The 22374-nt window shown below is 41.7% G+C and carries 20 protein-coding genes; 6 read left to right on the forward strand and 14 right to left on the reverse strand.

The features are described from left to right. Nucleotides 1–22 precede the first annotated feature (22 nt). Together D1164_RS21895 and D1164_RS21900 are read left to right on the forward strand one after the other, a co-directional pair. The gene (locus tag D1164_RS21895) at nucleotides 23–610 is read left to right on the forward strand and encodes an RNA polymerase sigma factor (protein WP_119352047.1); all 588 of its coding nucleotides are present in this window, start codon (nucleotides 23–25) and stop codon (nucleotides 608–610) included. Then, nucleotides 600–2084 carry a tetratricopeptide repeat protein gene (locus D1164_RS21900; RefSeq protein WP_119352048.1) on the forward strand — a complete coding sequence of 495 codons (1485 nt, stop codon included), beginning with the start codon at nucleotides 600–602 and terminating at the stop codon, nucleotides 2082–2084. Before D1164_RS21895 ends, D1164_RS21900 begins: the two co-directional genes overlap by 11 nt. A gap of 177 nt (nucleotides 2085–2261) precedes the next feature. On the opposite strand, the gene D1164_RS21905 is transcribed toward D1164_RS21900, so the two are convergent. Further along, nucleotides 2262–5123, reverse strand: a complete 2862-nt coding sequence (locus D1164_RS21905; protein ID WP_172594588.1) for a CHAT domain-containing protein — start codon at nucleotides 5121–5123, stop codon at nucleotides 2262–2264. 135 nt (nucleotides 5124–5258) lie between these two features. Here D1164_RS21905 and D1164_RS23860 point away from each other — a divergent pair, with 135 nt between their 5' ends. Continuing rightward, nucleotides 5259–5405: a hypothetical protein gene (locus tag D1164_RS23860; RefSeq protein ID WP_172594589.1), complete on the forward strand. Its 147-nt coding sequence runs from the start codon at nucleotides 5259–5261 to the stop codon at nucleotides 5403–5405. Nucleotides 5406–5475: 70 nt separating this feature from the next. On the opposite strand, the gene D1164_RS21915 is transcribed toward D1164_RS23860, so the two are convergent. The 6 genes from D1164_RS21915 to guaA form a co-directional block, all read right to left on the reverse strand. Continuing rightward, complete coding sequence (locus D1164_RS21915) at nucleotides 5476–6618, reverse strand: THUMP domain-containing class I SAM-dependent RNA methyltransferase (protein ID WP_119352051.1); 1143 nt, start codon at nucleotides 6616–6618, stop codon at nucleotides 5476–5478. A gap of 17 nt (nucleotides 6619–6635) precedes the next feature. Next, the gene (gene epsC / locus D1164_RS21920; RefSeq protein ID WP_119352072.1) at nucleotides 6636–7562 is read right to left on the reverse strand and encodes a serine O-acetyltransferase EpsC; all 927 of its coding nucleotides are present in this window, start codon (nucleotides 7560–7562) and stop codon (nucleotides 6636–6638) included. Between the two features lie 121 nt (nucleotides 7563–7683). After that, on the reverse strand, nucleotides 7684–8205 hold the full coding sequence (locus tag D1164_RS21925) for an AAA family ATPase (protein ID WP_119352052.1): 522 nt from the start codon (nucleotides 8203–8205) through the stop codon (nucleotides 7684–7686). Beyond that, complete coding sequence (pnuC, locus tag D1164_RS21930) at nucleotides 8202–8810, reverse strand: nicotinamide riboside transporter PnuC (protein ID WP_119352053.1); 609 nt, start codon at nucleotides 8808–8810, stop codon at nucleotides 8202–8204. Before pnuC ends, D1164_RS21925 begins: the two co-directional genes overlap by 4 nt. A gap of 3 nt (nucleotides 8811–8813) precedes the next feature. Then, nucleotides 8814–10454, reverse strand: coding sequence for a S41 family peptidase (locus D1164_RS21935; protein ID WP_119352054.1), 1641 nt, complete (start codon nucleotides 10452–10454; stop codon nucleotides 8814–8816). Between the two features lie 27 nt (nucleotides 10455–10481). Continuing rightward, nucleotides 10482–12011, reverse strand: a complete 1530-nt coding sequence (guaA, locus tag D1164_RS21940) for a glutamine-hydrolyzing GMP synthase (RefSeq protein WP_119352055.1) — start codon at nucleotides 12009–12011, stop codon at nucleotides 10482–10484. 177 nt (nucleotides 12012–12188) lie between these two features. Here guaA and D1164_RS21945 point away from each other — a divergent pair, with 177 nt between their 5' ends. Beyond that, complete coding sequence (locus tag D1164_RS21945; RefSeq protein WP_119352056.1) at nucleotides 12189–14639, forward strand: LysM peptidoglycan-binding domain-containing protein; 2451 nt, start codon at nucleotides 12189–12191, stop codon at nucleotides 14637–14639. An 8-nt stretch (nucleotides 14640–14647) separates the two neighbouring features. Here D1164_RS21945 and rocD read toward each other — a convergent pair whose 3' ends face one another. From rocD to trhA, 3 genes are all read right to left on the reverse strand, one after another. Beyond that, nucleotides 14648–15871 (reverse strand): ornithine--oxo-acid transaminase, encoded by a 1224-nt coding sequence (gene rocD / locus D1164_RS21950; protein ID WP_119352057.1) that lies wholly within the window; start codon nucleotides 15869–15871, stop codon nucleotides 14648–14650. A 116-nt stretch (nucleotides 15872–15987) separates the two neighbouring features. Continuing rightward, nucleotides 15988–18051, reverse strand: a complete 2064-nt coding sequence (locus D1164_RS21955) for a BatA domain-containing protein (protein ID WP_119352058.1) — start codon at nucleotides 18049–18051, stop codon at nucleotides 15988–15990. A gap of 121 nt (nucleotides 18052–18172) precedes the next feature. Then, nucleotides 18173–18850: a PAQR family membrane homeostasis protein TrhA gene (gene trhA, locus D1164_RS21960; protein ID WP_241558313.1), complete on the reverse strand. Its 678-nt coding sequence runs from the start codon at nucleotides 18848–18850 to the stop codon at nucleotides 18173–18175. A gap of 111 nt (nucleotides 18851–18961) precedes the next feature. On the opposite strand from trhA, the gene D1164_RS21965 reads away from it, so the two are divergent. Then, nucleotides 18962–19333: a hypothetical protein gene (locus tag D1164_RS21965; protein ID WP_147372266.1), complete on the forward strand. Its 372-nt coding sequence runs from the start codon at nucleotides 18962–18964 to the stop codon at nucleotides 19331–19333. 71 nt (nucleotides 19334–19404) lie between these two features. Here D1164_RS21965 and D1164_RS21970 read toward each other — a convergent pair whose 3' ends face one another. The 3 genes from D1164_RS21970 to D1164_RS21980 all read right to left on the reverse strand — a co-directional run bounded on the left by D1164_RS21970 (nucleotide 19405) and on the right by D1164_RS21980 (nucleotide 20322). Beyond that, a complete protein-coding gene (locus D1164_RS21970) occupies nucleotides 19405–19653 on the reverse strand; it encodes a 4a-hydroxytetrahydrobiopterin dehydratase (RefSeq protein WP_119352060.1) in 249 nt (82 codons plus the stop codon). 59 nt (nucleotides 19654–19712) lie between these two features. Beyond that, nucleotides 19713–19949, reverse strand: a complete 237-nt coding sequence (locus D1164_RS21975; RefSeq protein ID WP_119352061.1) for a hypothetical protein — start codon at nucleotides 19947–19949, stop codon at nucleotides 19713–19715. A 109-nt stretch (nucleotides 19950–20058) separates the two neighbouring features. Further along, nucleotides 20059–20322 (reverse strand): cytoplasmic protein, encoded by a 264-nt coding sequence (locus tag D1164_RS21980; RefSeq protein ID WP_119352062.1) that lies wholly within the window; start codon nucleotides 20320–20322, stop codon nucleotides 20059–20061. A gap of 247 nt (nucleotides 20323–20569) precedes the next feature. Here D1164_RS21980 and D1164_RS21985 point away from each other — a divergent pair, with 247 nt between their 5' ends. Next, the gene (locus tag D1164_RS21985; RefSeq protein WP_119352063.1) at nucleotides 20570–21604 is read left to right on the forward strand and encodes a zinc-dependent alcohol dehydrogenase family protein; all 1035 of its coding nucleotides are present in this window, start codon (nucleotides 20570–20572) and stop codon (nucleotides 21602–21604) included. On the opposite strand, the gene D1164_RS21990 is transcribed toward D1164_RS21985, so the two are convergent. Beyond that, the gene (locus D1164_RS21990; protein WP_119352064.1) at nucleotides 21599–22111 is read right to left on the reverse strand and encodes an aminoacyl-tRNA deacylase; all 513 of its coding nucleotides are present in this window, start codon (nucleotides 22109–22111) and stop codon (nucleotides 21599–21601) included. The genes D1164_RS21985 and D1164_RS21990 overlap by 6 nt on opposite strands. Nucleotides 22112–22374 lie beyond the last annotated feature (263 nt).

The raw sequence follows: 22374 nt of genomic DNA on the forward strand, positions 1-22374 counted from the left end.
TAGAATATTATAATAGACGGACATGAAAAATTACAGTGATGATCAAATCCTGAAAGGGATATTAAGACATGATAATTTAATTTTGCAATACATCTACAAACAGTTTTATTATAAGGTTAACTTATTTATAAAGAAGAACAGTGGGAATGAAGATGATGCAAATGATATTTTTCAGGAGGCGATAATAGTCATCTACCGTAAGTTGAAGGAAAACGATTTAGTTTTCGAGACAAGTTCTTTTCAGGGTTATCTTTTTTCGGTGTGCCGGTTTTTATGGCTTAAAGAGCTTGAAAAAAGGCGAATTGAACACGAAAGGATAAATGATACGCTGCCATTTCAGGAAGATGTGTACGACGATAATTTGGTGGAATTGGTAGAGAAAAATGAAAAGTATGGTTTATACCAGAAACACTTTAAAACCCTGAGTACTGATTGTCAAAAGTTGTTGCAGTTATTTTTCGAGAAGGTCCCTCTGTCTGAAATTGCTCGGATTATGGGCTATAAAGGCGAAAAATACGCAAAGAAAAGGAAGTTCAAATGTAAAGAACTTCTGATTAGCAGAATTAAGCAGGATACAGAATTTAAAAAAATACTTGAAGATGATACCTAAAACAAAACTCTTTGAATGGGTTGAGGATTATTGTATGGACAACCTTGACCAGGCTGAAAAAAAAGAATTTGAAACAGAACTGAAAAGCAATAGCGAATTAAGGGATGAAGTAAAATTCGAAAGAGAAATTCAGTCAGCAACTACTGAGAACGACGTTCTGAACTTAAGGGAAAAACTGAAAGAAGTTGAAACACAAACCCAAAATGGAAAAACCCCGTTTGAGCTTCTTGATGATTTTGACAACATCCAACAACTCACCGAAACAATTCCCCCAGAAGAATTACTGAAATTTTACGACTCACTTCCTAAAGCACATGTGTATCAGCACGAGCTTGTTTCAAATGAAAATATCCATGAATTTTACCGGGAACAGAATGTTTCAGATATGGATGATGAAGGGATTTTGGACGAGTTTGAAGATTCCGAAATTGAACTGGACGGACTGGAAGAAGCCCTCCTTGAAAAAGATGTCCTAAACCTGAGAGACACTTTATCGAAAGTTTCATCCTCTGTTCGCGGACAATGTTCAACCGAAGAGATAGACCGCTACCTTGCCGGTGAACTCGTTGGTCAGGAATTGGAACGGTTCGAACAGGAATTGGCAATGAACAGTATTCTGCAGCGGGAAGTGGAAATACACAGGGAGCTTGAGAGTGCACTTCTTGAACTGGATGTAATGAACTTCCGGAATGAAATTGCACATCTGATGGAAACAGAAACTTCCTGGAATGTGACGGAAAAGCAGATCGAGGATTATATCGCCGGAGAGCTTGAAGGGGAAGACCTGGAGGTATTTAAAGCTGAGTTGAATGAAAATGCCGGTTTGAAGGCTGAATTAGCCCTTCGCAGAAATGTGGATAAAGCTATTGGCGAGAATGATGTGTTAATGTTCCGTGACAGGCTTCAGGATGTGAAGAAGGATGTTGAAAGCAAAGAAATAAAATCGTTTATCCCTGACACAAAAGTCCAGCACATTCATTGGTGGAGGGCAGGAGTGGCTGTTGTTGTCCTTCTGGTTGCGTTTACAGGACTTTTGAGGAACAATTCAGAGAATATCTATAGCAAGTACTACCAGGCGCCTGAATGGGCTCCTCAGAGGTCTGTTGCAGCTGATTTGGGGATATTGCAGAAGGCAAACAGTTATTTTGTAAATGGAGAGTACGAAGAAGCTCTCGTGCTTTATGACAAGGCCATAAAGGAAAATAACGAAAAGTTTGTTTTTCAGTTTTACAAGGCTGCATCCCTCCAAAACATGGAACGGTTTGACGAGGCTATTCCCGAATATTCCCGTGTGATAAAGCATGGAGACAATATGTTTGTGGAAGAAGCTGAGTGGTACAGGGCATTGTGTTACGTGAAACTAGGCAAAAAAGATTCGGCGAGAGAACAACTTCTCGCGATAATAAACAGAAACGGTTACTATGCTACCGACGCAAAAGCCGTTTTAAGGAAAAACAGATTTTCATTCAGATAATATAAATTTAGTCGTTAAACTTGATTTTTACACATTCACAAAAACGTTCTTTATAAATTGAAAATTTCATCATAGAATAAAACGTTAGATTTGAAAAACCACACATTTTTGCAAAAAACGTTTTATGATGATAAAGGCTCGTCGAAATAAAAAGTCGTTATTGAAAGTCACACATTCTTAATTTTTATGACGCTTTTTTCGCGCCTTTTTTATACGAATGATGAGTTGGTCTGTGATAATTCCGGTTAATACGAGAATGAGCAGTCCAAAGAAATAGAAATCGTAACTTCTGAAGAGAGGTTGAGTATTTCCGATACTAACGTAACCCAGCCAGTAATGGGGGTGGGCCATACGTGGGTTGGCATTTTCAAGGTATTTTAGTTTTGCCAGCCTGAGTGCTTCATCGGTGGCTCTGCCCTTTTTGAGGTTTCGGTAAAATGAACTCATAATCTTGGTTCCTGCGTTATCCTCCACTTCCCAAAGTGTCATAACAATGGAAGGACATCCCGCATACAAAAATCCCCGGGCCAGGCTCATTATGCCTTCTCCTTTCCTTAAGTTTCCACTACCGGTATTACAGGCGCTTAAAACTGTCAGGCGTGCATTGAGATCCAGGTTGTATATGTCAGCCGTGTTTAACCAGCCGTCGTTTTCGGGCTCCGAATTCTGGTTCTGAGTAAAGGCAAACCGGGAAAAGGCTGGCAGTGAGTCATTAATGAACGCATGCATGGCAAGGTGAAGGATATCGTGTTGCTTGCTTTCTTCCCTGAACTGTATTTCTGTTGCATTCTCTCCTCTGAAAAGTCTGGTTTTAATCTCTTTCGAGATTAAATCTACTTCACGCTGGATGCCTGGTAACGGAACAAGTACCAGTTTTTCATTTTCAAAAATGAGCGTGTCGGATCTGTACTCCGGAGCAAATGCCAATAATCGGTTTTTTGCTTTTCGTTGCTGCCGGTTGAATTTAAAAAGCAAATTGGCAGAATAGGCGTAGTGAATGGAATTGTTTAAAATCATGTATGGAAGGCGGTTAAACTGCACTTGTCCCGTTGTATCAGGCATTTCCGTCAAAAGCGCATCAAAAGGAAGATAGCTTAGTTTGCCATCGGGAATGACAGTTATTTTTTTGTTCTGAATTTGAGACTCAAACGGGAGAAAGAGCTTTTGGTATAGTTGGTGGGAAGCTACACAAAATGCCTTTGCATTGTCGCTACGGGTGAAGAGGTAGCCGGAGTTTGACATAAACCGGAAAGCTTCTTCTACTGCATGGATAAAGTCTGAGTCGATGTTAAGCTTGCGGAACTCTGTGTAGTCTTTTGAAAAACAGAATACATACAGTTCAGGGATAGAGTCAGTCTCGTTGAGGACATACTCAAACAACATTTCATCGCTGTCGAGATTTTTCTGGATCTCCGAAGTGCTGATTGTTGCATCAGAATATTTTAGATCGTAATAATCACTATAATTCTTTTCAAGGTATTGGGTAAGCTCGTCGCGTTGTTTTTTGAGTTGAAACAAGACGGAGTCGGCGATTGCTATTTCTGTATTGTCGGATTCTTCTGCCTGTCGCAGGTCAAAAAGCTTTTCGTTCTGACTGGTAATTCGGTAGTTTAGAGTACGTTCCAGTTCTGTCAGACTATCAGGAACCAGGCTGTTTTCTTTGGCCAGTTGGTCTGAAAGCCGGTCAAAAACGGAACTGGCCTTCATTCTTTCGGCATTGGTAAAAGCAAATTCAGCAATTTTCGGATTTGTTTCTGCTTCATAAGCTTTGTATGCAGTTTGAACAATTTTACTAAATGTCGCTTCTTCCAATTCACTTAACTGAATTTTGTTTTCATCCGAATAAATCTCCTTCCGGGCCTGTTGTATCATGTTAGAGGTTATGGCATAATAATCAAGCGCTTGGGAAAGCGATTCAATGCGTTGGCTGTTTTTTTGTTCATCATAAATTTCGGCAATTTGGGTGTAAGTATCTGCAACCAACTTCAGTAGTCTAAGACTTTCTGTAAGTGAAAGAGTATTTTCTATTGAAACAGAAATATCAGAAAGGTTAGATATATCCATTCTAAGTGCTTTCAAACCTTTTTTATAGCACTCCATCGCTTTATGCAGGTTAGCAGACTTTTGTTCGCGGAAGGAATCAATACCTTTTGTTTCTACTTTGAGATTTTCAAGTAAGCCTCCTAACGCTTTATAATATAGGGCCAAAGTTGTCCCTTCTCTTATTTTGTTTTTATCGAAAATGCTCTTTGCATTATTTAAAACCTCCATGGCCTCATCATAATTATAAGTTGATATGAGAAAATTAGCAAAGCTTAGGTATTCAAATGCCACATTTATGTCTGTTTCCGAATAAAAATCGATAGCATATTCAATGACCTCAATGTAGCTTTTATATGCTTCATCATTCAATTCCAATTCTTTTAATGAGGCAGCTTTTAGGCTCAGAAAAAAGAGTTTAGTGTCAGAATATGCATGATCGTAGTATTGCTCTATAATTTCGAGCACTTTATAGTATTTATCTTGTTTGTAATAATTTTCCGCAATATTATATTGAACGTCAGCGATGTCTGACACTAGATCTTCTTTTACAGTTGAATAGATGCTAATGGCTCGTTGGAAATATTCCAGCGCTGTGCCATAATTAAGTTTGTCTTTATACACGTTCCCAATATTATTGTATAACCGGGCAATAGCCATTTTGTTTGGAGAAGAGACGGCTAAATGAGATTGTTCTGCCAGTAAAAAATGTTCAATGGCTTTGTCAAAGTTTCCAAGGTTTCTGTAGGAGATACCCAAAACATTTTGAGTGATGGCATACTCATAACTATCTTTTGAATAGATCTTTTCCCAAAGAGCAGAGGAAATTTTTAAGGAATCGATGGCTTCTGTATAATTATTTTCCCGTATTAAATAGGACGCGGTTTTATAAGTATTGATAGCTCGTATGCTGTCGGTGTTAAGTGTTTTATTATTAGCATTTAACAGGGTGGAAGGGATTAGTAGGATTAATAAGAAAAAGGTCGGTCTTAACTTCATTTTGTCCATGTTTCAGAAGGCCAAATTAAAAAAAAAATCATTTTTTTTTCAATTTGAGGGTTACCTTTTCCCGTTTTTCGGAATATATATATAGAATGTGTGTTTTTCAAGTTTAACGAATTAAATTTATTTACGATGAAAAGGTTTTCTTTCAATTCAAAAGAGAAAAGGAATTTTAGTGGTATTGAAGTATTGAATGCAACCGAAATGTTGAAGGTACGGGGTGGTGATGATACAAAACCAGGTTCCCGTAGTAAAGATTTAATTGATCCAATAGGATAACAAATCGATTCAATATTTTTCCCTCTATTTGTTAAATAGAGTTTTATCAACAAATTTTCATATTTGCCCATTATTGGTACGTCCGTTTGCCACTGAATAGCGGATAGGATGAATAAGTACATTCCAGTGCTCCGTTATACAATGTCATTTTTTGGGCAGGCTTTAATCCAATACATTTCAGGTATTCTTTCTGTGAAGTGAGAATCCAGGCGGTATTGCCAGCAAACTGGTGTTTTAGCCGTTCTCCTATCATGGAATAGAGCGAGTTGATATTGTCGGGTGTCAGTCTTTCCCCGTAAGGTGGATTTATGATTACAACTGCATTGTTGGCTTCCAGCCTGAGGTCTTGCATATTACAGGTTTGAAATTTGATAGCGGAAAATACGCGGGCACGCCGTGCATTGGATTCGGCAGTCAAAACATTTTCCCTTAAAATATCTGATGCATATATTTTTTTTGTGAAAGGCCTTGTTTGATGGTTTTCTTTCACTTTTTCAAGAAGCTGTGGGTTGTATCCCGGCCAGTTTTCAAAGGCATATTCTTTTCGGAACCTGCCAGGAGCTATGTTTTGTGCAATCATTGCTGCTTCAATGGACAATGTTCCTGAACCGCACATGGGGTCAATAAAATCTGTGTTGCCCTTCCATCCTGATAATAAAATCATCCCAGCTGCCAGCACTTCACTTAATGGTGCTTTCCCCTGATGGACACGGTAGCCTCGTTTGTGTAATGATTCTCCGGAACTGTCTAATGAAAGGGAGCATGTATTCCGGTTGATATGAACATGAACAAATATTTCAGGATTCCGGGTATCTACATCGGGTCTTTTCCCTTTTTTTTCTCTGAAATGGTCGGCAATGGCATCTTTTACTTTCAATGAAGCAAACATGGAATTTCGGAAAGCCGGAGAATTGGCGACTGTACTATTGACAACAAAACTTTGATTGATGGCAAAATATTTTAGCCAGTTTACCTCCTTGCACTTCAGGTAAAACTGATCGACGTCGTTAAACCTGAAAAGGGTAATTTCTTTGAATACCCGAAGAGCAGTCCGCAGCAGGTAGTTTGATTTGTAGATTATCTCCAGATTTCCCTCGTAAAAGACAGCCCGGTGTCCTTCCCTGATATTTTTTCCTCCAATAGCTTCAATTTCTTTTGCCAGTACCGATTCCAGTCCGGCATAAGTTTTGGCCGTAAGGTTATAATTTTCCAAAATAAAATAATTTTAGGTTAAATGCCTGAACCATCAGTAAACGTAATTTCTTTGGGGCGTGATTGCACCACTTTGGAATCAGGTGGTAAATCCTGGGTGACCCAAACATTCCCACCAATAACCGAACCTTTTCCGATGGTTATTCGTCCGAGGATGGTGGCTCCTGAATAGATTACCACATTGTCTTCCACAATTGGATGACGTGGTATCCCTTTAATGGGATTTCCCTCTTCGTCAAGTGGAAAGCTTTTGGCGCCCAGTGTTACACCCTGGTATATTTTAACATTGTTTCCAATGATAGTGGTGGAACCGATTACGACCCCCGTGCCATGGTCGATGGTGAAACTTTCACCGATTTGTGCCCGCGGATGAATATCGATTCCGGTCTCACTGTGAGCCATTTCCGAAATAAACCGGGGGATGAGAGGAACATTCAGTTCCAGAAGTTTGTGCGCCATTCTGTAGTTGGAAATAGCGCGGATAGCGGGATAGCAAAATATCACTTCGCCTACGTTCCTTGCAGCCGGGTCGTTCAGGTAGATGGCATTGACATCGGCCACCAGCTTCCTCCTTATTTCTGGTAAATACTCAATAAAAGCAGTAGCCGTCTCTTTTGCCTCAATAGTGTATTCTTTTGCCCTGCCAACTTGTTCATCAATGCACTCAAAGCACATGCCGGCCAGTATTTCCTGACTTAACAATTCATACAACTCGTCCACATAAACACCCATATAATGCCGGGTTGTGTTCGGGCGTAATGAAGTATTTCCGAAGTATCCGGGGAAAATAATTTCCCTTACCAGTTCAATAATCCGCTGAAGTTTGGGAATCGAGGGTAAAGGTTCTCCCAAGCGATGTTCATGGCATACCAGATTGTATGTTAACGGGTCGCTTAAGTCCTCGATAGTTTTTGATATTTTATTGTCAAATTCCCGGCCTGTCATTTTTTCTGTTTTTAATGATTGTTTTACAAATGTAGGAAAATCGCATTGCAAATTTTGAAGTCAATAATTAAAAAGAAACAAACTTTCCGGTATTTTAATATTTTGATTTATTGTCCTTCGTTTACAAAGATTCAAGATGCTGCAATGCATCCTGAAACCGTTCTTCATTTTTCCCTCTTACTATTTTATAGCGGAATCCATATTTTTTAATGGTTTCGATATACCTATTCTGAAGATAAAGTCTTTTTTCTCCACCATTTTCCCGAACAGGATCTGGTTCCCAGGGGAGGTCGGTGTCGCAAACAAGAAACAGATCGATCGGATTTTTTCGAATGGCAGATTCCAGCCAATCCGGAACCCGGTCAAATACTTCTTCAAACCAGATTTGGGTAATGATAAGCCAGGTGTCTGCAAATACCAACGGAAGTTTCTCTTTTTTTAGCTCGCTGAGTTGCTGTATCTGTTTGCGGGCAATTATTTCCAGATCGCTGTAATTGTAATGCCGGTTCAGTTTTTCGACATAGATGCGGGCAAATTCGGGTACAAAAGGTACCTGAAAATGGTTGGCCAGCCATTCGCAAAGCGCACTTTTTCCAGTAGATTCTGCGCCGGTAATGACTATTATTTTTGATTCTGTTTTCATTCCTGTTTCAAATCTTTTTTCCACTCGAGGTAACCCAATACTGCCATAACAGTGTATACGATAAAGAGAACAACGGTGGGCCACAATTCTTTGTAAATGTATAAACCTGCTGAAACAAAGTCCACAAAAATCCAGATAAGCCAATGCTCAATGTACTTACGGGCAAGCATCCACGTGGCCATAATACTTAGTGCAGTGGTCAGGGAATCCATATAAGGGACTGTCGAGTCAGTAAAACGGAGCAGGATAAATAGTATAATGACATAAATACCCGACGTTACCAAAAGGCCGAGTAAAATAATTTTTCGCGGAGTTTTTTTTGCAGGCACCTGGTTTTCCGATGCGTTCGTTTTATTTTGACCCCCTTTTAGCCAGTAATACCAACCGTAAATACTGATTACAACATAATAAACCTGCAATCCCATGTCAGCATAAAAGCCTGATTGGAAAAATACAGCAATATAAAGTAGAGATGTAAACAGGCCGGTAGGCCAGGTAAGAATATGCTGCCTGATAGAGAAAAAAATGTACAAAAGCCCCAGGATTGCCCCTGCAATTTCAATTTTGTTTCCCCACAACCAGGTGGTTAGAACTTCTGATATCATTTTTTATTCTGCGGTAACCAGCAGGTTGTTGTATTTTTTTTTGTTTTCGATCACTTCCAGGGCTTTCAAAATAGCTTCGTCATCCTGGTAAAAGACTTTGTAAAAATCGTTACGTGTATAAATGTCACGGGCAATGAGCGCTTTTATCTCCTTTTTCATGGTATCCAGAGTGAAATCCAGGCTCTCCTGTTCTTTTTCTATCCCTTTTTTCTCGCCTTCAACCACAATCTTTTCTACCATTTCTTCCGTTACTTCAAACTTCTCATTATATGCTTCAAACTCCGGGTATTGTTCTTTCAGGTCACTCCGATGATTGTCGACATAATTAATTACAAAATCGTATACAACATTATTTCTCCGCAGGCGATTGTAATACTTGTAGTGTCCTGAAGTATCCATCGGGACAAAAATATCTGGCATTACCCCGCCGCCGCCATAAACCACCCGGCCATTCATGAGGGTTTTATATTTTAGCGAATCAGCAAGAGCGATACTGTCGGCGCTGAACAACTGACCTGAGTTTAACCTTTCCAGATAATCTCGCCGGTATTCTTCCACACCGTTTTCGTAAGGTTTCTGGATGCAGCGCCCGCTGGGCGTGTAATAATGTGCCGTAGTTAATCTTACCATGGATCCGTCGGTGAGGAAGTAGGGTTTCTGTACCAATCCTTTTCCGAAAGAACGCCTTCCAATAATCAATCCACGGTCCCAGTCCTGTACAGCCCCGGAAACAATTTCACTGGCTGAGGCAGACGATTCGTCAACGAGAATAACCAGGTTGCCGTCTTCAAAAATCCCTTTCGATGTGGCCTTGTACTCTCTCTTAGGATCATTCAAACCATCTGTGTAAACAATCATTCTATTGTTTTCGAGGAATTGATCTGATATCTCAATGGCTGTTTTGAGGTAACCTCCGCCGTTTCCACGCAAATCGAGGATAAGGTTTTGGATGTTTTGTTTCTTTAAATCAACCATAGCCTCTGTAAACTCATCGGTTGTAGTCGCCGAAAACTTATTGAGCCTGATGTAGCCGGTTGCTTCATCAAGCATAAAAGAAGCATCGAGACTGTAAATTGGTATTTTGTCACGAACAATCGTAAAATCAAGCGCTTCATCAAAATTCTTGCGCAGCACTTTAATAACTACGGTAGTTCCTTTTTCCCCCCGAAGTAAATCGAAAACATCGCTGTTTTTGAGTCCGATGCCTGCAATGTTTTTTTCGTCCACTTCCACAATTCGGTCGCCCGCTTTGAGTCCTACTTTTTCTGAAGGGCCACCCGGAATTGTGGACGTTACCATCAGCGTATCCTTGAAAATGTTGAAGGTGATTCCAACCCCCTCAAAATTTCCCTGGAGTGGCTCATTCATTTTTTCTACTTCTTCTTTTGAAATATAAACGGAATGGGGATCCAACTCGCTGAGCAGGTTAATAATTGCTTTTTCAGTGAGGGCATCCACATCGGCCGAGTCAACATAATACCCGTCGACTAAACGTAACAGCCGTCCAAATTTTAGTTGGTTTTTTTGTACAGCTTCCTGAGCGTTAACCGGCCCGGAAGATTGAAAAACCAATGCAACAGCCATAATTATTGTGAGCGTGTTGAGAAATTTGTTCCCGAAAAAATATTTCATTTTGAAGTTCATTTTTTTCAAATTTAAAATGAGAAACGTTTATTCCCACTCGATTGTTGCAGGCGGCTTGGAACTAATATCATAAACCACCCGGTTAATGCCGGGCACTTTGTTAATAATTTCATTCGACATTTTTGCCAGAAAATCATAGGGGAGGTGCACCCAGTCGGCTGTCATCCCGTCGGTGGAAGCCACAGCCCGCAATGCTACTGTGCTTTCATAAGTGCGTTCGTCGCCCATTACACCTACAGACTGAATAGGTAGTAACATTACCCCGGCCTGCCATACTTTGTCATACAGCCCCCAGTTTCTCAATCCGTTAATGAAAATGGTGTCGGCTTCCTGCAGCATTAGTACTTTCTCGGGTGTTACTTCACCCAGAATACGGATTCCCAGTCCGGGCCCCGGGAAAGGATGGCGTCCCAGAAGTTCCTGTTTGATTTCCATGGTTTTTCCCACCCGGCGTACTTCATCTTTAAACAAAAGGCGAAGCGGTTCTACCACTTTTAAATTCATTTTTTCAGGAAGACCACCCACATTGTGATGTGATTTGATGGTGGCCGAAGGGCCGTTAACCGACACAGATTCGATTACATCAGGGTAAATAGTTCCCTGCGCCAGCCATTTTACATTTTTTATTTTGTGCGCTTCCGCATCGAATACTTCAATAAAATTCCGGCCGATGATTTTTCGTTTCTGTTCCGGATCGGTAATTCCTTTTAAGTCGTCCCAGAATTTTTGCCTGGCATCTACTCCAATAACATTCAGCCCCATATCTTTATACGAATGAAGGACACTTTCAAATTCATTTTTACGGAGCAGTCCGTTATCTACAAAAATGCAGGTGAGGTTACTGCCAATGGCCTGGTTTAGCAAAACACCGGTTACAGATGAGTCCACGCCACCTGATAAGCCGAGTACCACTTTATCATTTCCCAGTTTTTGTTTTAGCTCGTTCACCGTAGTTTCCACAAAAGAAGCCGGTGTCCATGACTGTTCGCATCCGCAGATGTCCACCGTAAAATTTTTCAGGAGTTGCCGTCCTTCGGTTGTATGGTAAACTTCAGGGTGGAACTGGATGGCGTATGTTGGTTCATTGTCAATTTTATATGCTGCGAAATTGACATCTTCGGTAGAGGCAACTACTTTATAATTGGAAGGTAGCTTTACAATGGTGTCACCATGCGACATCCATACCTGGGTGTGCCGGGTCATGCTGTTAAACAGCTGACAGTCGTGGTCGATAAATCCTAATTTGGCCCTGCCATACTCCCTTGAGTCGGAAGGAGCTACCTCACCGCCAAAAAAGTGTGCCATATACTGGGCGCCATAACAAATTCCAAGCACCGGTAACTTTCCTTTTATGGATGAAAGATCGGGACGGGGAGCTTCCGGGTCGCGCACCGAAAACGGACTTCCCGAAAGGATAACGCCTTTTACCGATTCGTCAATCTCGGGATAGTGGTTAAAAGGGTGAATTTCACAGTAAATGTTTAGCTCCCGGATTTTGCGGCCAATCAACTGCGTGTATTGCGATCCAAAATCGAGGATCAAAATTTTTTCCTGCATGAATTTAATTTTAAGGTGAATGCCATTGTTTCAGGCCACAAAAGTAAAAATTACTAACCAAAATTACTCTTTTTGTTTTCCGAAAGAAACCAAAATTATTTTCAATTTAAGACGTTTTAACCTAAGTGATGCCCGATTATTGTTATTTTTGAACGAATTTTATAAATTGTTTTTTGGATGAGAATCGTATATTATTTCCTTGTTTTGCTGATAGTTGCCTCTTTGGCGAAAGAAGTTTCAGCCCAGCAGTTGAAGGAAAACGAAATAGTTGTTATTCAGGGTGAAAAGTATGTGTTGCACCAGGTGCGTACAGGGGAGACTCTTTATTCAATCAGCCGGCAATTCAGGGTAGATAGTCAGTCGATTGTTGAGCACAATCCGCAAATCAAAAAAGGATTGAATATCGGCGATATTCTGAAAATTCCTTTTAGGGAAGAGGCTGAATGGCAGGATTTGCCAGCAAGTAAAAAGGGCGATCCCACTTATTTTGAATATTATACTATTTCATCGCGTAGGGAAACACCGTATTTTGTTGCCAGGGAGTTTGGCATTACGGTGGAAGAAATTTATGCGTACAATCCTGAAGTGAAACGTTTCAGAAAAGGTACAAAGCTGAGAATTCCCCGGTGGGAACAGGTAAAGGATGAACCTGAAAAAGAAGTTGAGGTGGTTCAGCAGAGGGAAGAAGAACAGGAGAGAGAATTGATGCGGTACGAGGTTCAGCCGGGTGAGACATTGTATTCGTTGTCAAAACGTTACAATATTTCTGAAAGCGAAATTTTATTTCTCAATCCGGGTGCGCGCAAGCTCAAATCGGGCAGTGTTATTTATCTTCCCAAAACCGATAGCGGTTTAACATCCACCCAGTCTCCGGAAAAGCCTTTCCTGGTTGACCAGAACGTTCCTTTAGAGCGGGGTGCTTTTTTTGAACATACCATCGTTTCGGGCGAAACATTGTGGTCGCTCGCCCGGAAATATAATGTTTCAGAAGCAGAACTGAAACGTTTGAACCCAATGCTGGAAACATCATTCCCTGCAGGTGCCGCCATTCGGGTACCGGTGAAAGAGGACAATATAGGCGGAGCAGAGCCCGTAAACGAGGATGCTTTTTTGAAACATGAGGTGCGGCCCGGAGAAACCCTTTTCGGACTGGCAGCACGGTATAATATGGATATACCTGAAATTAGAAAATTCAATCCGCAGCTTGAAAATCGTAACCTGGTGAGGGGTGAAACTATTTTAATTCCGCGAATGCCTGAAGAAGAAATTGTGCCGTTGACGGAAAATATGACTGTCGATTCTGTTCCGGTTGAAGCACCCCGGTTTGAAGATGACTATTACAAAATTGAGGTGCCGGAAATAATCCCGGAGAATTGCCGGCCTTCCGGTAGCCGGTTTTTTTCTACTGCAGAATATAATGTTGCCTTATTTTTACCGCTGTTTGTTTATACCAATGATACGTTAAACAGCATTCCGGAGAAAATTTTGGCCGGAGATTCTCTTCTTTTAGCGGAAGAGGAGTTGGTAGAAGATACGCTGGTGGAAGTGGATGAGCCGAAAGAAATATTTCACGGTTTTTACAAGGAGAGTGAAAACTTTCTGGAGTTTTACGAAGGAGTATTGTTAGCGGTCGATTCTCTGCAGAGAGCAGGAATGCAGATTCGTCTCCATGTTTTTGATACCAGGCAGAATTCAGATTCCATCCGGGAAGTTATTCATTCGCCACAGTTTTTGGAAACGGATTTAATTATAGGACCGGTTTATCCACAGGTTCAGGATGAAGTGGCGGACATTGCCGCTAAAAACCGTATTCCTTTCATTTCACCTTTGTCGTCGCAGTCGCGAAAATTAGATCATAATCCGTACTATTTTCAGGTGAATCCTTCCCGTGAATTCCTTGCTGAGAAAACGGCGGAGCTGATAACCGATGAGTACTTTAACAGCAATTTTGTAGTAATAAAAACGTCGCATTCTGGCGGTTCAACCGAAGAAAAAGTGATTGATATTGTTCGAGAAAAAATGCTTGGGGCCGGTTATTTGGGACATCCTCAGGGAATGCGGTTTAATATTTATGACTTTGAAAAAGAAGGGCCTTTCGGACTTAGTCGTATTTTTTCGCACGAAAAAGAAAATGTGGTTTTTGTTGCTTCGATGAACGAAGGTGACCTGAGTGTGGTTTTATCGAATATTAACAATCTGGGGGAGGAATATGCCATTACTTTAATCGGGTCTAACCGCTATGAACAGTTTCACAGCATTACCGATGAGTTTTTTCATAACCTGAAGTTGCAGTACATTGCGCCCTACTGGGTGGATTATTCGCACCCGGAAACCATTCACTTTTTGAAAAAGTTCAGGGAACATTTTCATATTGAACCCGGCAACTTTGGAATGCAGGGATACGATGTGGCTTTCTTTTTCCTGAATGCATTAAAGAATTACGGGAAAGATTTTGAAGAATGCCTTATGTACCAGCAGGTTCATCTTTCGCAAGGAAATTACCGTTTCGAGAAAGTTTCCCGCTTTGGGGGGTACATGAACCAGGGAGTCTCGGTGATTAGCTATGAGCGCGATTTCGATGTGGTGCGCAAACGGGTAATAGGACCTTACCGGTTTGCGCAGAGATAAAGGTTTGCTTAAACGCCCATCTCATCAAATGTTTTTTTGATTATTCCGATAGCTTCCATGAGTTGTTGTTCGTGAATTACCAGCGGCGGTGTAAACCGGATGATATGTTCGTGGGTTGGTTTGGCAATTAGCCCTTTCTCTTTCATGGCAAGACAAACGTCCCAGGCTGTTTTTCCTTCGGTGGGTTTGATGGCAACTGCATTCAGCAACCCTTTCCCCCGAACTGTTTCAATCATTTTCGACGGGATGCTTTTCATCTCTTCCCGGAAAATTTCTCCCAACCGCATGGCATTTTCCGCCAGTTTTTCCTCACGTATTACTTCCAATGCGGCTATTGCTACTTTTGCCGCAATGGGATTTCCACCGTAAGTACTTCCGTGCTCGCCGGGTTTAATGGTCAGCATAATTTCATCGTCGGCCAGTACGCATGAAACAGGGTACAAGCCTCCTGAAAGCGCTTTGCCCAGCACTAAAATATCGGGACGGACGCCTTCGTGGTCGCAGGCCAGCATTTTTCCTGTACGTGCCAGGCCGGTTTGCACCTCGTCGGCCACAAAAAGGACATTGTATTTTTTACAAAGGGCAGCTGCTTTTTTCAGGTAGCCGTCTTCGGGAACATAAACACCTGCTTCTGCCTGGATGGGCTCAACCAGAAATCCGGCTACATTCGGGTCTTTTAGCTCTTCTTCCAGCCTTTCCGTATCGTTGTATGGAATGTTCACAAAACCCGGTGTGTAGGGCCCGTAATGCGTATAAGCATCCGGATCGGATGACATGGAAACGATGGTGATGGTCCGGCCGTGAAAATTGCCGTTACACACCACAATTTTTGCTTTGTTTTTTGGAATGCCTTTTACTTTGTAACCCCACTTGCGTATCAGTTTCAGCGCTGTTTCGTCAGCCTCGGCCCCTGAATTCATGGGGAGCATTTTGTCGTACCCAAATAACCGGGACATATATTCTTCCCATTCGCCCAGAATATTATTGTAATAAGCCCTGGAGGTAAGCGCCAGCGTTCCGGCCTGTTCCGTTAATGCTTTCACAATTTTCGGATGACAGTGCCCTTGGTTTACAGCAGAATAAGCAGCCAGAAAATCGAAATAACGTTTTCCTTCCACATCCCACACATAAACACCTTCCCCTTTTTCTAAAACCACAGGGAGCGGATGGTAGTTGTGGGCACCGAACTTATCTTCTCTCTCTATATAATCTTTGGTCGAAAGTTGAAACATGGTTCAAATTTTTAAATTAGAATGCAGAAATACAATTTTCGGAGAATATTTCAAAGGAGATTTGTCGGATTAGGGGAAAATTCGACGTTGTTTTTTAACATGTTTTTTTGTGTGCTTTATTGTTTCCAGAAACGTGCAATTAAAACTTCGGCTAAAATGAAAAATAAAGCCAGCAGAATACACCATTTCCACAATTGCTTTCCCTTTTGTATTTCCTGTAAAACATCGGAAAAATTTGCTGAAATATTATCGATTACGGCCACCTTCCCTGGAACCTCTGAACTAAAACGTTCCCGGAGTTCCTCCGGACTGAAATACCGCAGGTCAGACTCGTTGCGGTTATAATTAAAGGAAAGCGGAACCAGTGTTTCGTTGCCGTTTTTCACCAGGTAGTGCCCTGCCTTCTCAACGGAGCTGTTGAAATCGATGCGTGTGCCTTGCCCGGAAATGTTTACCCCGGGAATGAACCGATCTCCTGTTTCGCGATTTTCAATTTCCAGGGAAGATTTCAGATCGGCATTTATGCTGTGGGGCAACAAAAATGTTTGTTCCCTCCCGATAATATGAGAAGTTTGCTGGTCGGGCAAACTATTTAGTACAATATTGTATAGGGACGGAACAAAGAGAATATCCCGGGCAAACGTTTCGTTTTTTTGATTCAGCGGGAAGGAAAACACCCACACTTTTCCCTTTCCATAGGGTAAGAATGATAGTGCCTTGTCGCTGTTTTGAAACCAGAGCAGGTTGGTTTCACTGGTGCGCACATTTTCAGCAAACGTTAAGTGCCTTTCAATTTTGGGCTGCAGGGCATTCTCCTTTCTTTGGCGGAATACGTTTCGGAAAAAGCGGTTGTCGAAGTCAATTCCCGAGATTTCCTGGCTGGTGGTATCTAATCCTGACACAGAACCAGCGCCAAATTTCGACAGAAACTGGTTGTGAATTTCTGGTTGTGGAATCATTTGTGGAAACAGGACCACAGAACTTCCGTTGTTCACAGCCGATTCAAGTTCGTTTAAAAATCCGGTGGAGTAATTTTCAGAATTGATAAGAAAAATGGTATTGCTTTCGGCCAATTTGCTGATTTGCAGGCTGCGGATGTCCATTGTTTCCAGTTCCACATAATCGTCATTTTCAAATAATGCCGTAATATAATCCAGGCCTTCCTGCGAGCCGGGAGTGTTATTGTAAACCGCCAGCGCTTTTAGTTTGGGCTCCACAAAATAGCTGAGGTACCACGAGTTGTCGTGGATAAACGGGTAATCCGTTATTTCCACTTTGCCCAGTTGTATTCCGGCAGAAACATTGGTGTATCTGAGACTGGCGGTAATTTCATTCCGGGCATTTACCGAAAAATTGGTCATGGATTTCAGCGAATCGTTCAGGAAAAGCCTTAATGGCAGATTCTGGTAATCTTCATCAGAACTGTTTTTTATTTTGACAAAAATGGTTTCTTCCTGATTTAACCCGTGAGCCGGCACTTCTACCCAACAGGAATCGATATAAAGATTGTTTACCTGATTGGGAACCAATGGCATAAAATAGCTGAAAAAGGGTTGGTCTGAAAAGTTTTCCGGATCTGTAATATTACGCTGAAAGTCGGAAATACAGTAAAGTGTTCCCCGTGCATCGTTCCCTTCCTGCTGGTTCTGCCTGTTGAACCGGTTGTGGATAATAGAAAGAGGAACTACAGCGGGCGAAGGTTTTATATCTGCCACCTGCCGTATAAACTGCTCCTTATTGAAGAGGTGCCGGTGTTGCGGCGCCAGGTCGTTTGTCATTAACCGAAAGCGCGTTCCGGCCGGGTAAGATTGCCCGATTTCTGCCGCTTTGTTTCTTGCCAGCTCCAGAAGTTGCCCCTGCTCCGAAAGAGCATTCATGCTGAAAGAATTGTCGATATAAACCCCTACAATATCGCCTGCCCCCGCAGTTGCTTCATTTTCGGTGGGGATATAGGGTTGCGAGAAAGCCAACACAAGGAACAGGATAGTGAAAATTCTTGCTGCGAGCATCAGTAATTGCTTGAGCTGCGACTTTTTTTTCGATTCCTTTTTAATATCTTTTAAAAAACCGACATGGCTGAAATAGACCGTTTTGTATCGCCTGAAACTGAACAAGTGGATGATGATGGGAATGGCAATCGTAAAAAGTGCAAACAGAAATGTCGGATATAAAAATTTCATACTCAGGCGTACATTTATTTGTGCACTACAAAAATGGAATATTTAAATGAAATGCAGGCAAAATGGGAGATAACTTTTTGTTTTTCGGAGGAAAGAAACGAAAGATAAAAAGGCGCATAAATTATCCGTTGAGGCTGTACAATACCGAAAAGAAATGTGCAATACTACCTGCCAGTACAAACAGGTGCCAGATTCCATGACCGTATTTCAGGTTTCGCCAGGCATAAAAAATAACCCCCAGGGAATAGCAGCCGCCGCCTATAAAAAGAAAGGCGACACTTGAAGCCGGCAGGTTTTTTATTATGGGAACGATGGCAATCAGGAATAGCCAGCCCATGGCAAGGTAAATGCCAACCATCCGTTTTCTGAAACGGGTCAGGTAAATGGAACGGATGACAATTCCGGTAATTGCCAAACCCCAGATAATGCCGAAAAGTGTCCAGCCCAGCGGCCCGCGAATGGTCGTTAAAACAAAGGGGGTGTAAGTACCTGCAATCAGTAAAAAAATAGCTGCATGATCGAAACGGGCAAACAGGTTTTTGATTTTGGTTTTAGTCATACTGTGGTAAAGGGTAGAGAAAAGGTAAAGTAAAAACATCGAAGCGCCAAAAATGCTGAAGCTTACCACATGCCAGGCATTTCCTTTCAGCGATGCAAAAACGGCAAGGATAGCCAGTCCGGCTACACTCAATAACGCACCAATTCCGTGGGTAATGCTGTTGAAAATTTCTTCTCCGAGACTAAGCGTGCGATATCCGGCTTGTTTGTTGTTTCCGGCAACCATTTTATTTTTATCCATACTGAAATTCAAGCAGATTTAAATTAAGTTTGAAATAATAAAAAAAATGTGGTTCCGGCAAAAATCCGGCTTTTTATTGTACTTTCAACCGTTAAATTTAAAAGGATTTTGATGGAGTTGCCGCAAATCAGGAACAACAATGTGGAAAGTTTTTTAGACCGTGCGGAAATTGTTAAGGAAACCGCCGGACAAATTCAGAAAGACTTTGGTATGTTCGGCGTGGAAATCACCTTTTCCGGAGAAGTTGAAAATGCATATGACGAACTGCACCGGCAACTTACCATACAAATTTCAGAACTCGTTCAGCGCAATTACGATAAATTGTTGTCGGTTCTTTACCATGTGGATATTACCGACCATGAAATTACACAGGCCGAACAGGACCTGCCTCATTACAGCCATGTGGAAATTATTGCCCACCAGGTAATTGCCCGTGAGTTAAAAAAGGTGTTGTGGCGCCATTACTTTAAATCGAAAAAGTGATTTTTGACATTTCCGGAGAGTTTGTACCCTTTTCAGCAGTAGTTAACTGACCAAATCCGTTCCAACCATTTTTATCCGAACTCTTTGGTAAACTCAGCCTCAATTTGCCGGGCCAGCAAGTGATCTTTTTCCGTAATTTTTCCTTCGGAGTGCGTCATAAGCATCACCTTTACTTTTTTGTAGGAATGAATTAAAAGATCGGGGTGGTGGTCAGCGGCTTCGGCCAGCGGCATCACCTGGTTGACAAAGCGGACGGCTTCTTTGAAGTTTTTTAGTACAAACTCTTTTGTCAGGCAATTATTTTCTGTTTTCCATTCCATAACACTTTCTTTTAAATTACAATTTCTGATTCAGTAAAACACAATAGTATTCTTGACATCTATTTCTCCCCATTTTCCTTTTCTTCTTTTTTTCGTTGTTTTTTCCTTTTTGAATAGCGGTATCCAAAATAGCCGGCAAAAATTGCCAGGGGTAAAATGATGTACAGAACAATATTGAACAGATTGAATTCAACCTGTTCGGGAACTGTGGGCGGATACATATCGGGCGACTGGGAATAGGCTTTTATTCCGAACACCAGAAAAGAAAAAACAACAACAAGTTTTCTGAATATCATTGCTCTATTTTTTTTATTTATTTCTGCCTACTAAATATGAAGCAAACTGTACGGCCTCTTTGTTCAAATAATATCTGATTTTAAGATTCATCTGCGTGGTGGAAGTAAATTAAAGGTTTAACGTCTCTTCCCGAATCCATAAAAACCAGTTGCCTGTTCCGGTATCGTGTTTTAGGATATAATTTTTTTGGCCGGCTGTACGTACCTTAAAATAATTTGCCGGGGGAAAATCCGAATTTTGATCTCCCTGGTACCACCTGTCAACTACTTCTTCAATTTCAAACCGGATGTTGTCCCAGTAAAAGCATATGGGATATTCGTCGGCTTTATAACCTGCATGACACTCCACTGTAACCGCAAATAAATCTTTCATCCTGTAAAACTTTAATCGACTAAAAAGGATACGTAAAGAGTTTACGGCAAGATTCATTCGGTATAAAACAAGTTTTATCTGGTGCTTTTTTCGTTGGGACAACAGATGGGAAGTTTACAAAAAGAAAAGGACTCTTATAAAAAATGTATTCAGTGAAAGCGTCGGTGCCTGAGCTTTCCCTTCCGGATCATCTTGGAAAAAGGGGCAGGATGTATTAATTTTAACAGAAAAAGAAAGGGAAAAGAATATGAAAGCCTGGGTAATTGATGAAATTAGCGATTTGCGCACGGAGGATAAACCGCTCACCCGGATGGATATACCCAAACCGAAACCGAAGCTGGGTGAGTTACTTATAAAAGTGAATGTTTGCGGTGTTTGTCATACAGAGATCGATGAAATTGAAGGACGGACACCTCCTCCCTTTTTTCCGGTGGTCCCCGGTCACCAGGTTGTGGGAGTTGTAGAAGAATCGAACGGGCTTGAAGGCGACATTCGACCCGGCGACAGGGTAGGGGTGGCCTGGATTTTTTCTTCGTGTGGTGTATGCGAATACTGCGTATCAGGAAGGGAAAACCTGTGCCCGGAGTTTATGGCTACCGGCAGGGATGCCAATGGCGGGTATGCTGAATACATGGTAGTTCCGGAACAGTTTGTTTACCCGATCCCGGATATTTTTACCGATGCAGAAGCCGCTCCGTTGCTTTGCGCAGGTGCTGTCGGTTACCGTTCGGTCGCCCTGAGTAATATTGCTGACGGGCAGCAGATTGGACTGACTGGTTTTGGGGCATCGGCACATTTGGTACTGAAATTAATAAAGTATAAATATCCACACGTTGAAGTTTACGTGTTTGCCCGGAGCCCGAAAGAGCGGGAATTTGCGATGGAACTTGGGGCAAAATGGGCCGGCAATACGGATGAACGGCCGCCTTGCCTGCTCGACGCTGTTATAGACACTACCCCTGTGTGGAAACCGGTTCTTTGCGCCCTGGAATTTCTGAAGCCGGGCGGACGACTGGTTATCAATGCTATCCGGAAAGAAAATACCGACCAGGAGTACTTGTACAATTTGGATTATTCGCGTCATCTGTGGATGGAAAAGGAGATAAAAAGTGTGGCCAACGTCACTGCCCGCGATGTGCGTGAATTTATTCGTATTGCCGCAGAAATGCCTTTTAAACCCGACGTGGAAGTTTATCCGTTCGATAAGGCCAATGAGGCGATAATGGATATTAAGAATCGAAAGATAAAGGGGGCTAAGGTACTACAAGTAAAAAAATTATAAATCATCCTGCCACCGTTCCGACGGATCTTTAGGGAAGGAAATGGTTCTCCAGGAAAACTGAAAAATTTTGGGTTTGACAAGCTGCTCAAAATCTTTATATCGCATTTTTATCAGCTCGGTGTGTGTGCCAGCGTTGAATGCGATTTCTTCGTTCCGGGTAAGCGCCTCGGCAACAAAAACATCCATGTTGTACAGGTTGCCAAAAGGCGGCATAGCTCCCACTTCACAGTCGGGGAAGTGGTATTTAAATTCTGCTTCGTTAGCCAACGTAACTTTATCTGATTCCAGTGTTTTTTTCATTTTTTCAAAATCGATGTGGTAAGACGCCGGCAGAACAGCCATTGCCATTTTCTCATCCATTTTAATCATCACTGTTTTGGCAAACTCTTTCCCCGAAACATGCGCCGATGAGGCAATTTCCTGAGAGGTATAAGCATTGGAATGTTTTATGGAAACATATTTGATGTTGTTCCCGTCCAAAAATGTTTTGAGCTTTTTTACCGGCATAACTTCTGATTTTTAAAATGTTAAAAAGTAAGAACACGCACATGAAAAGAGTACAAAAGGAAGATGTCTTTGTGCTTTTTCTACTTTTTTTAAGCAGAAATGTTTCAAAATCGGGCGATAGATTTTCCGGCAAAAGAAAACCTGCTCCGGTTACGGAACAGGTTTTTTATCTTTTTCAGAAAAACAGGTGTTGTGTCAGATTATAAATGATGTGTTCTCATGGCACATCCGGAACCACTGGCGGCTAATAAGCGCAGAGTCAT

The organism is Mariniphaga sediminis (genome assembly GCF_003573545.1).
Lineage (GTDB): Bacteria > Bacteroidota > Bacteroidia > Bacteroidales > Prolixibacteraceae > Mariniphaga > Mariniphaga sediminis.

Excerpts from the sequence above, each read along its gene's own strand:
- D1164_RS21895 (WP_119352047.1), top strand. The coding sequence starts at position 23 with ATGAAAAATTACAGTGATGATCAAATCCTGAAAGGGATATTAAGACAT.
- D1164_RS21900 (WP_119352048.1), top strand. The coding sequence starts at position 600 with ATGATACCTAAAACAAAACTCTTTGAATGGGTTGAGGATTATTGTATG.
- D1164_RS21905 (WP_172594588.1), bottom strand. The coding sequence starts at position 5,123 with ATGAAGTTAAGACCGACCTTTTTCTTATTAATCCTACTAATCCCTTCC.
- D1164_RS23860 (WP_172594589.1), top strand. The coding sequence starts at position 5,259 with ATGAAAAGGTTTTCTTTCAATTCAAAAGAGAAAAGGAATTTTAGTGGT.
- epsC (WP_119352072.1), bottom strand. The coding sequence starts at position 7,562 with ATGACAGGCCGGGAATTTGACAATAAAATATCAAAAACTATCGAGGAC.
- D1164_RS21925 (WP_119352052.1), bottom strand. The coding sequence starts at position 8,205 with ATGAAAACAGAATCAAAAATAATAGTCATTACCGGCGCAGAATCTACT.
- pnuC (WP_119352053.1), bottom strand. The coding sequence starts at position 8,810 with ATGATATCAGAAGTTCTAACCACCTGGTTGTGGGGAAACAAAATTGAA.
- D1164_RS21935 (WP_119352054.1), bottom strand. The coding sequence starts at position 10,454 with ATGAACTTCAAAATGAAATATTTTTTCGGGAACAAATTTCTCAACACG.
- guaA (WP_119352055.1), bottom strand. The coding sequence starts at position 12,011 with ATGCAGGAAAAAATTTTGATCCTCGATTTTGGATCGCAATACACGCAG.
- D1164_RS21945 (WP_119352056.1), top strand. The coding sequence starts at position 12,189 with ATGAGAATCGTATATTATTTCCTTGTTTTGCTGATAGTTGCCTCTTTG.
- rocD (WP_119352057.1), bottom strand. The coding sequence starts at position 15,871 with ATGTTTCAACTTTCGACCAAAGATTATATAGAGAGAGAAGATAAGTTC.
- D1164_RS21955 (WP_119352058.1), bottom strand. The coding sequence starts at position 18,051 with ATGAAATTTTTATATCCGACATTTCTGTTTGCACTTTTTACGATTGCC.
- trhA (WP_241558313.1), bottom strand. The coding sequence starts at position 18,850 with ATGGATAAAAATAAAATGGTTGCCGGAAACAACAAACAAGCCGGATAT.
- D1164_RS21965 (WP_147372266.1), top strand. The coding sequence starts at position 18,962 with ATGGAGTTGCCGCAAATCAGGAACAACAATGTGGAAAGTTTTTTAGAC.
- D1164_RS21970 (WP_119352060.1), bottom strand. The coding sequence starts at position 19,653 with ATGGAATGGAAAACAGAAAATAATTGCCTGACAAAAGAGTTTGTACTA.
- D1164_RS21975 (WP_119352061.1), bottom strand. The coding sequence starts at position 19,949 with ATGATATTCAGAAAACTTGTTGTTGTTTTTTCTTTTCTGGTGTTCGGA.
- D1164_RS21980 (WP_119352062.1), bottom strand. The coding sequence starts at position 20,322 with ATGAAAGATTTATTTGCGGTTACAGTGGAGTGTCATGCAGGTTATAAA.
- D1164_RS21985 (WP_119352063.1), top strand. The coding sequence starts at position 20,570 with ATGAAAGCCTGGGTAATTGATGAAATTAGCGATTTGCGCACGGAGGAT.
- D1164_RS21990 (WP_119352064.1), bottom strand. The coding sequence starts at position 22,111 with ATGCCGGTAAAAAAGCTCAAAACATTTTTGGACGGGAACAACATCAAA.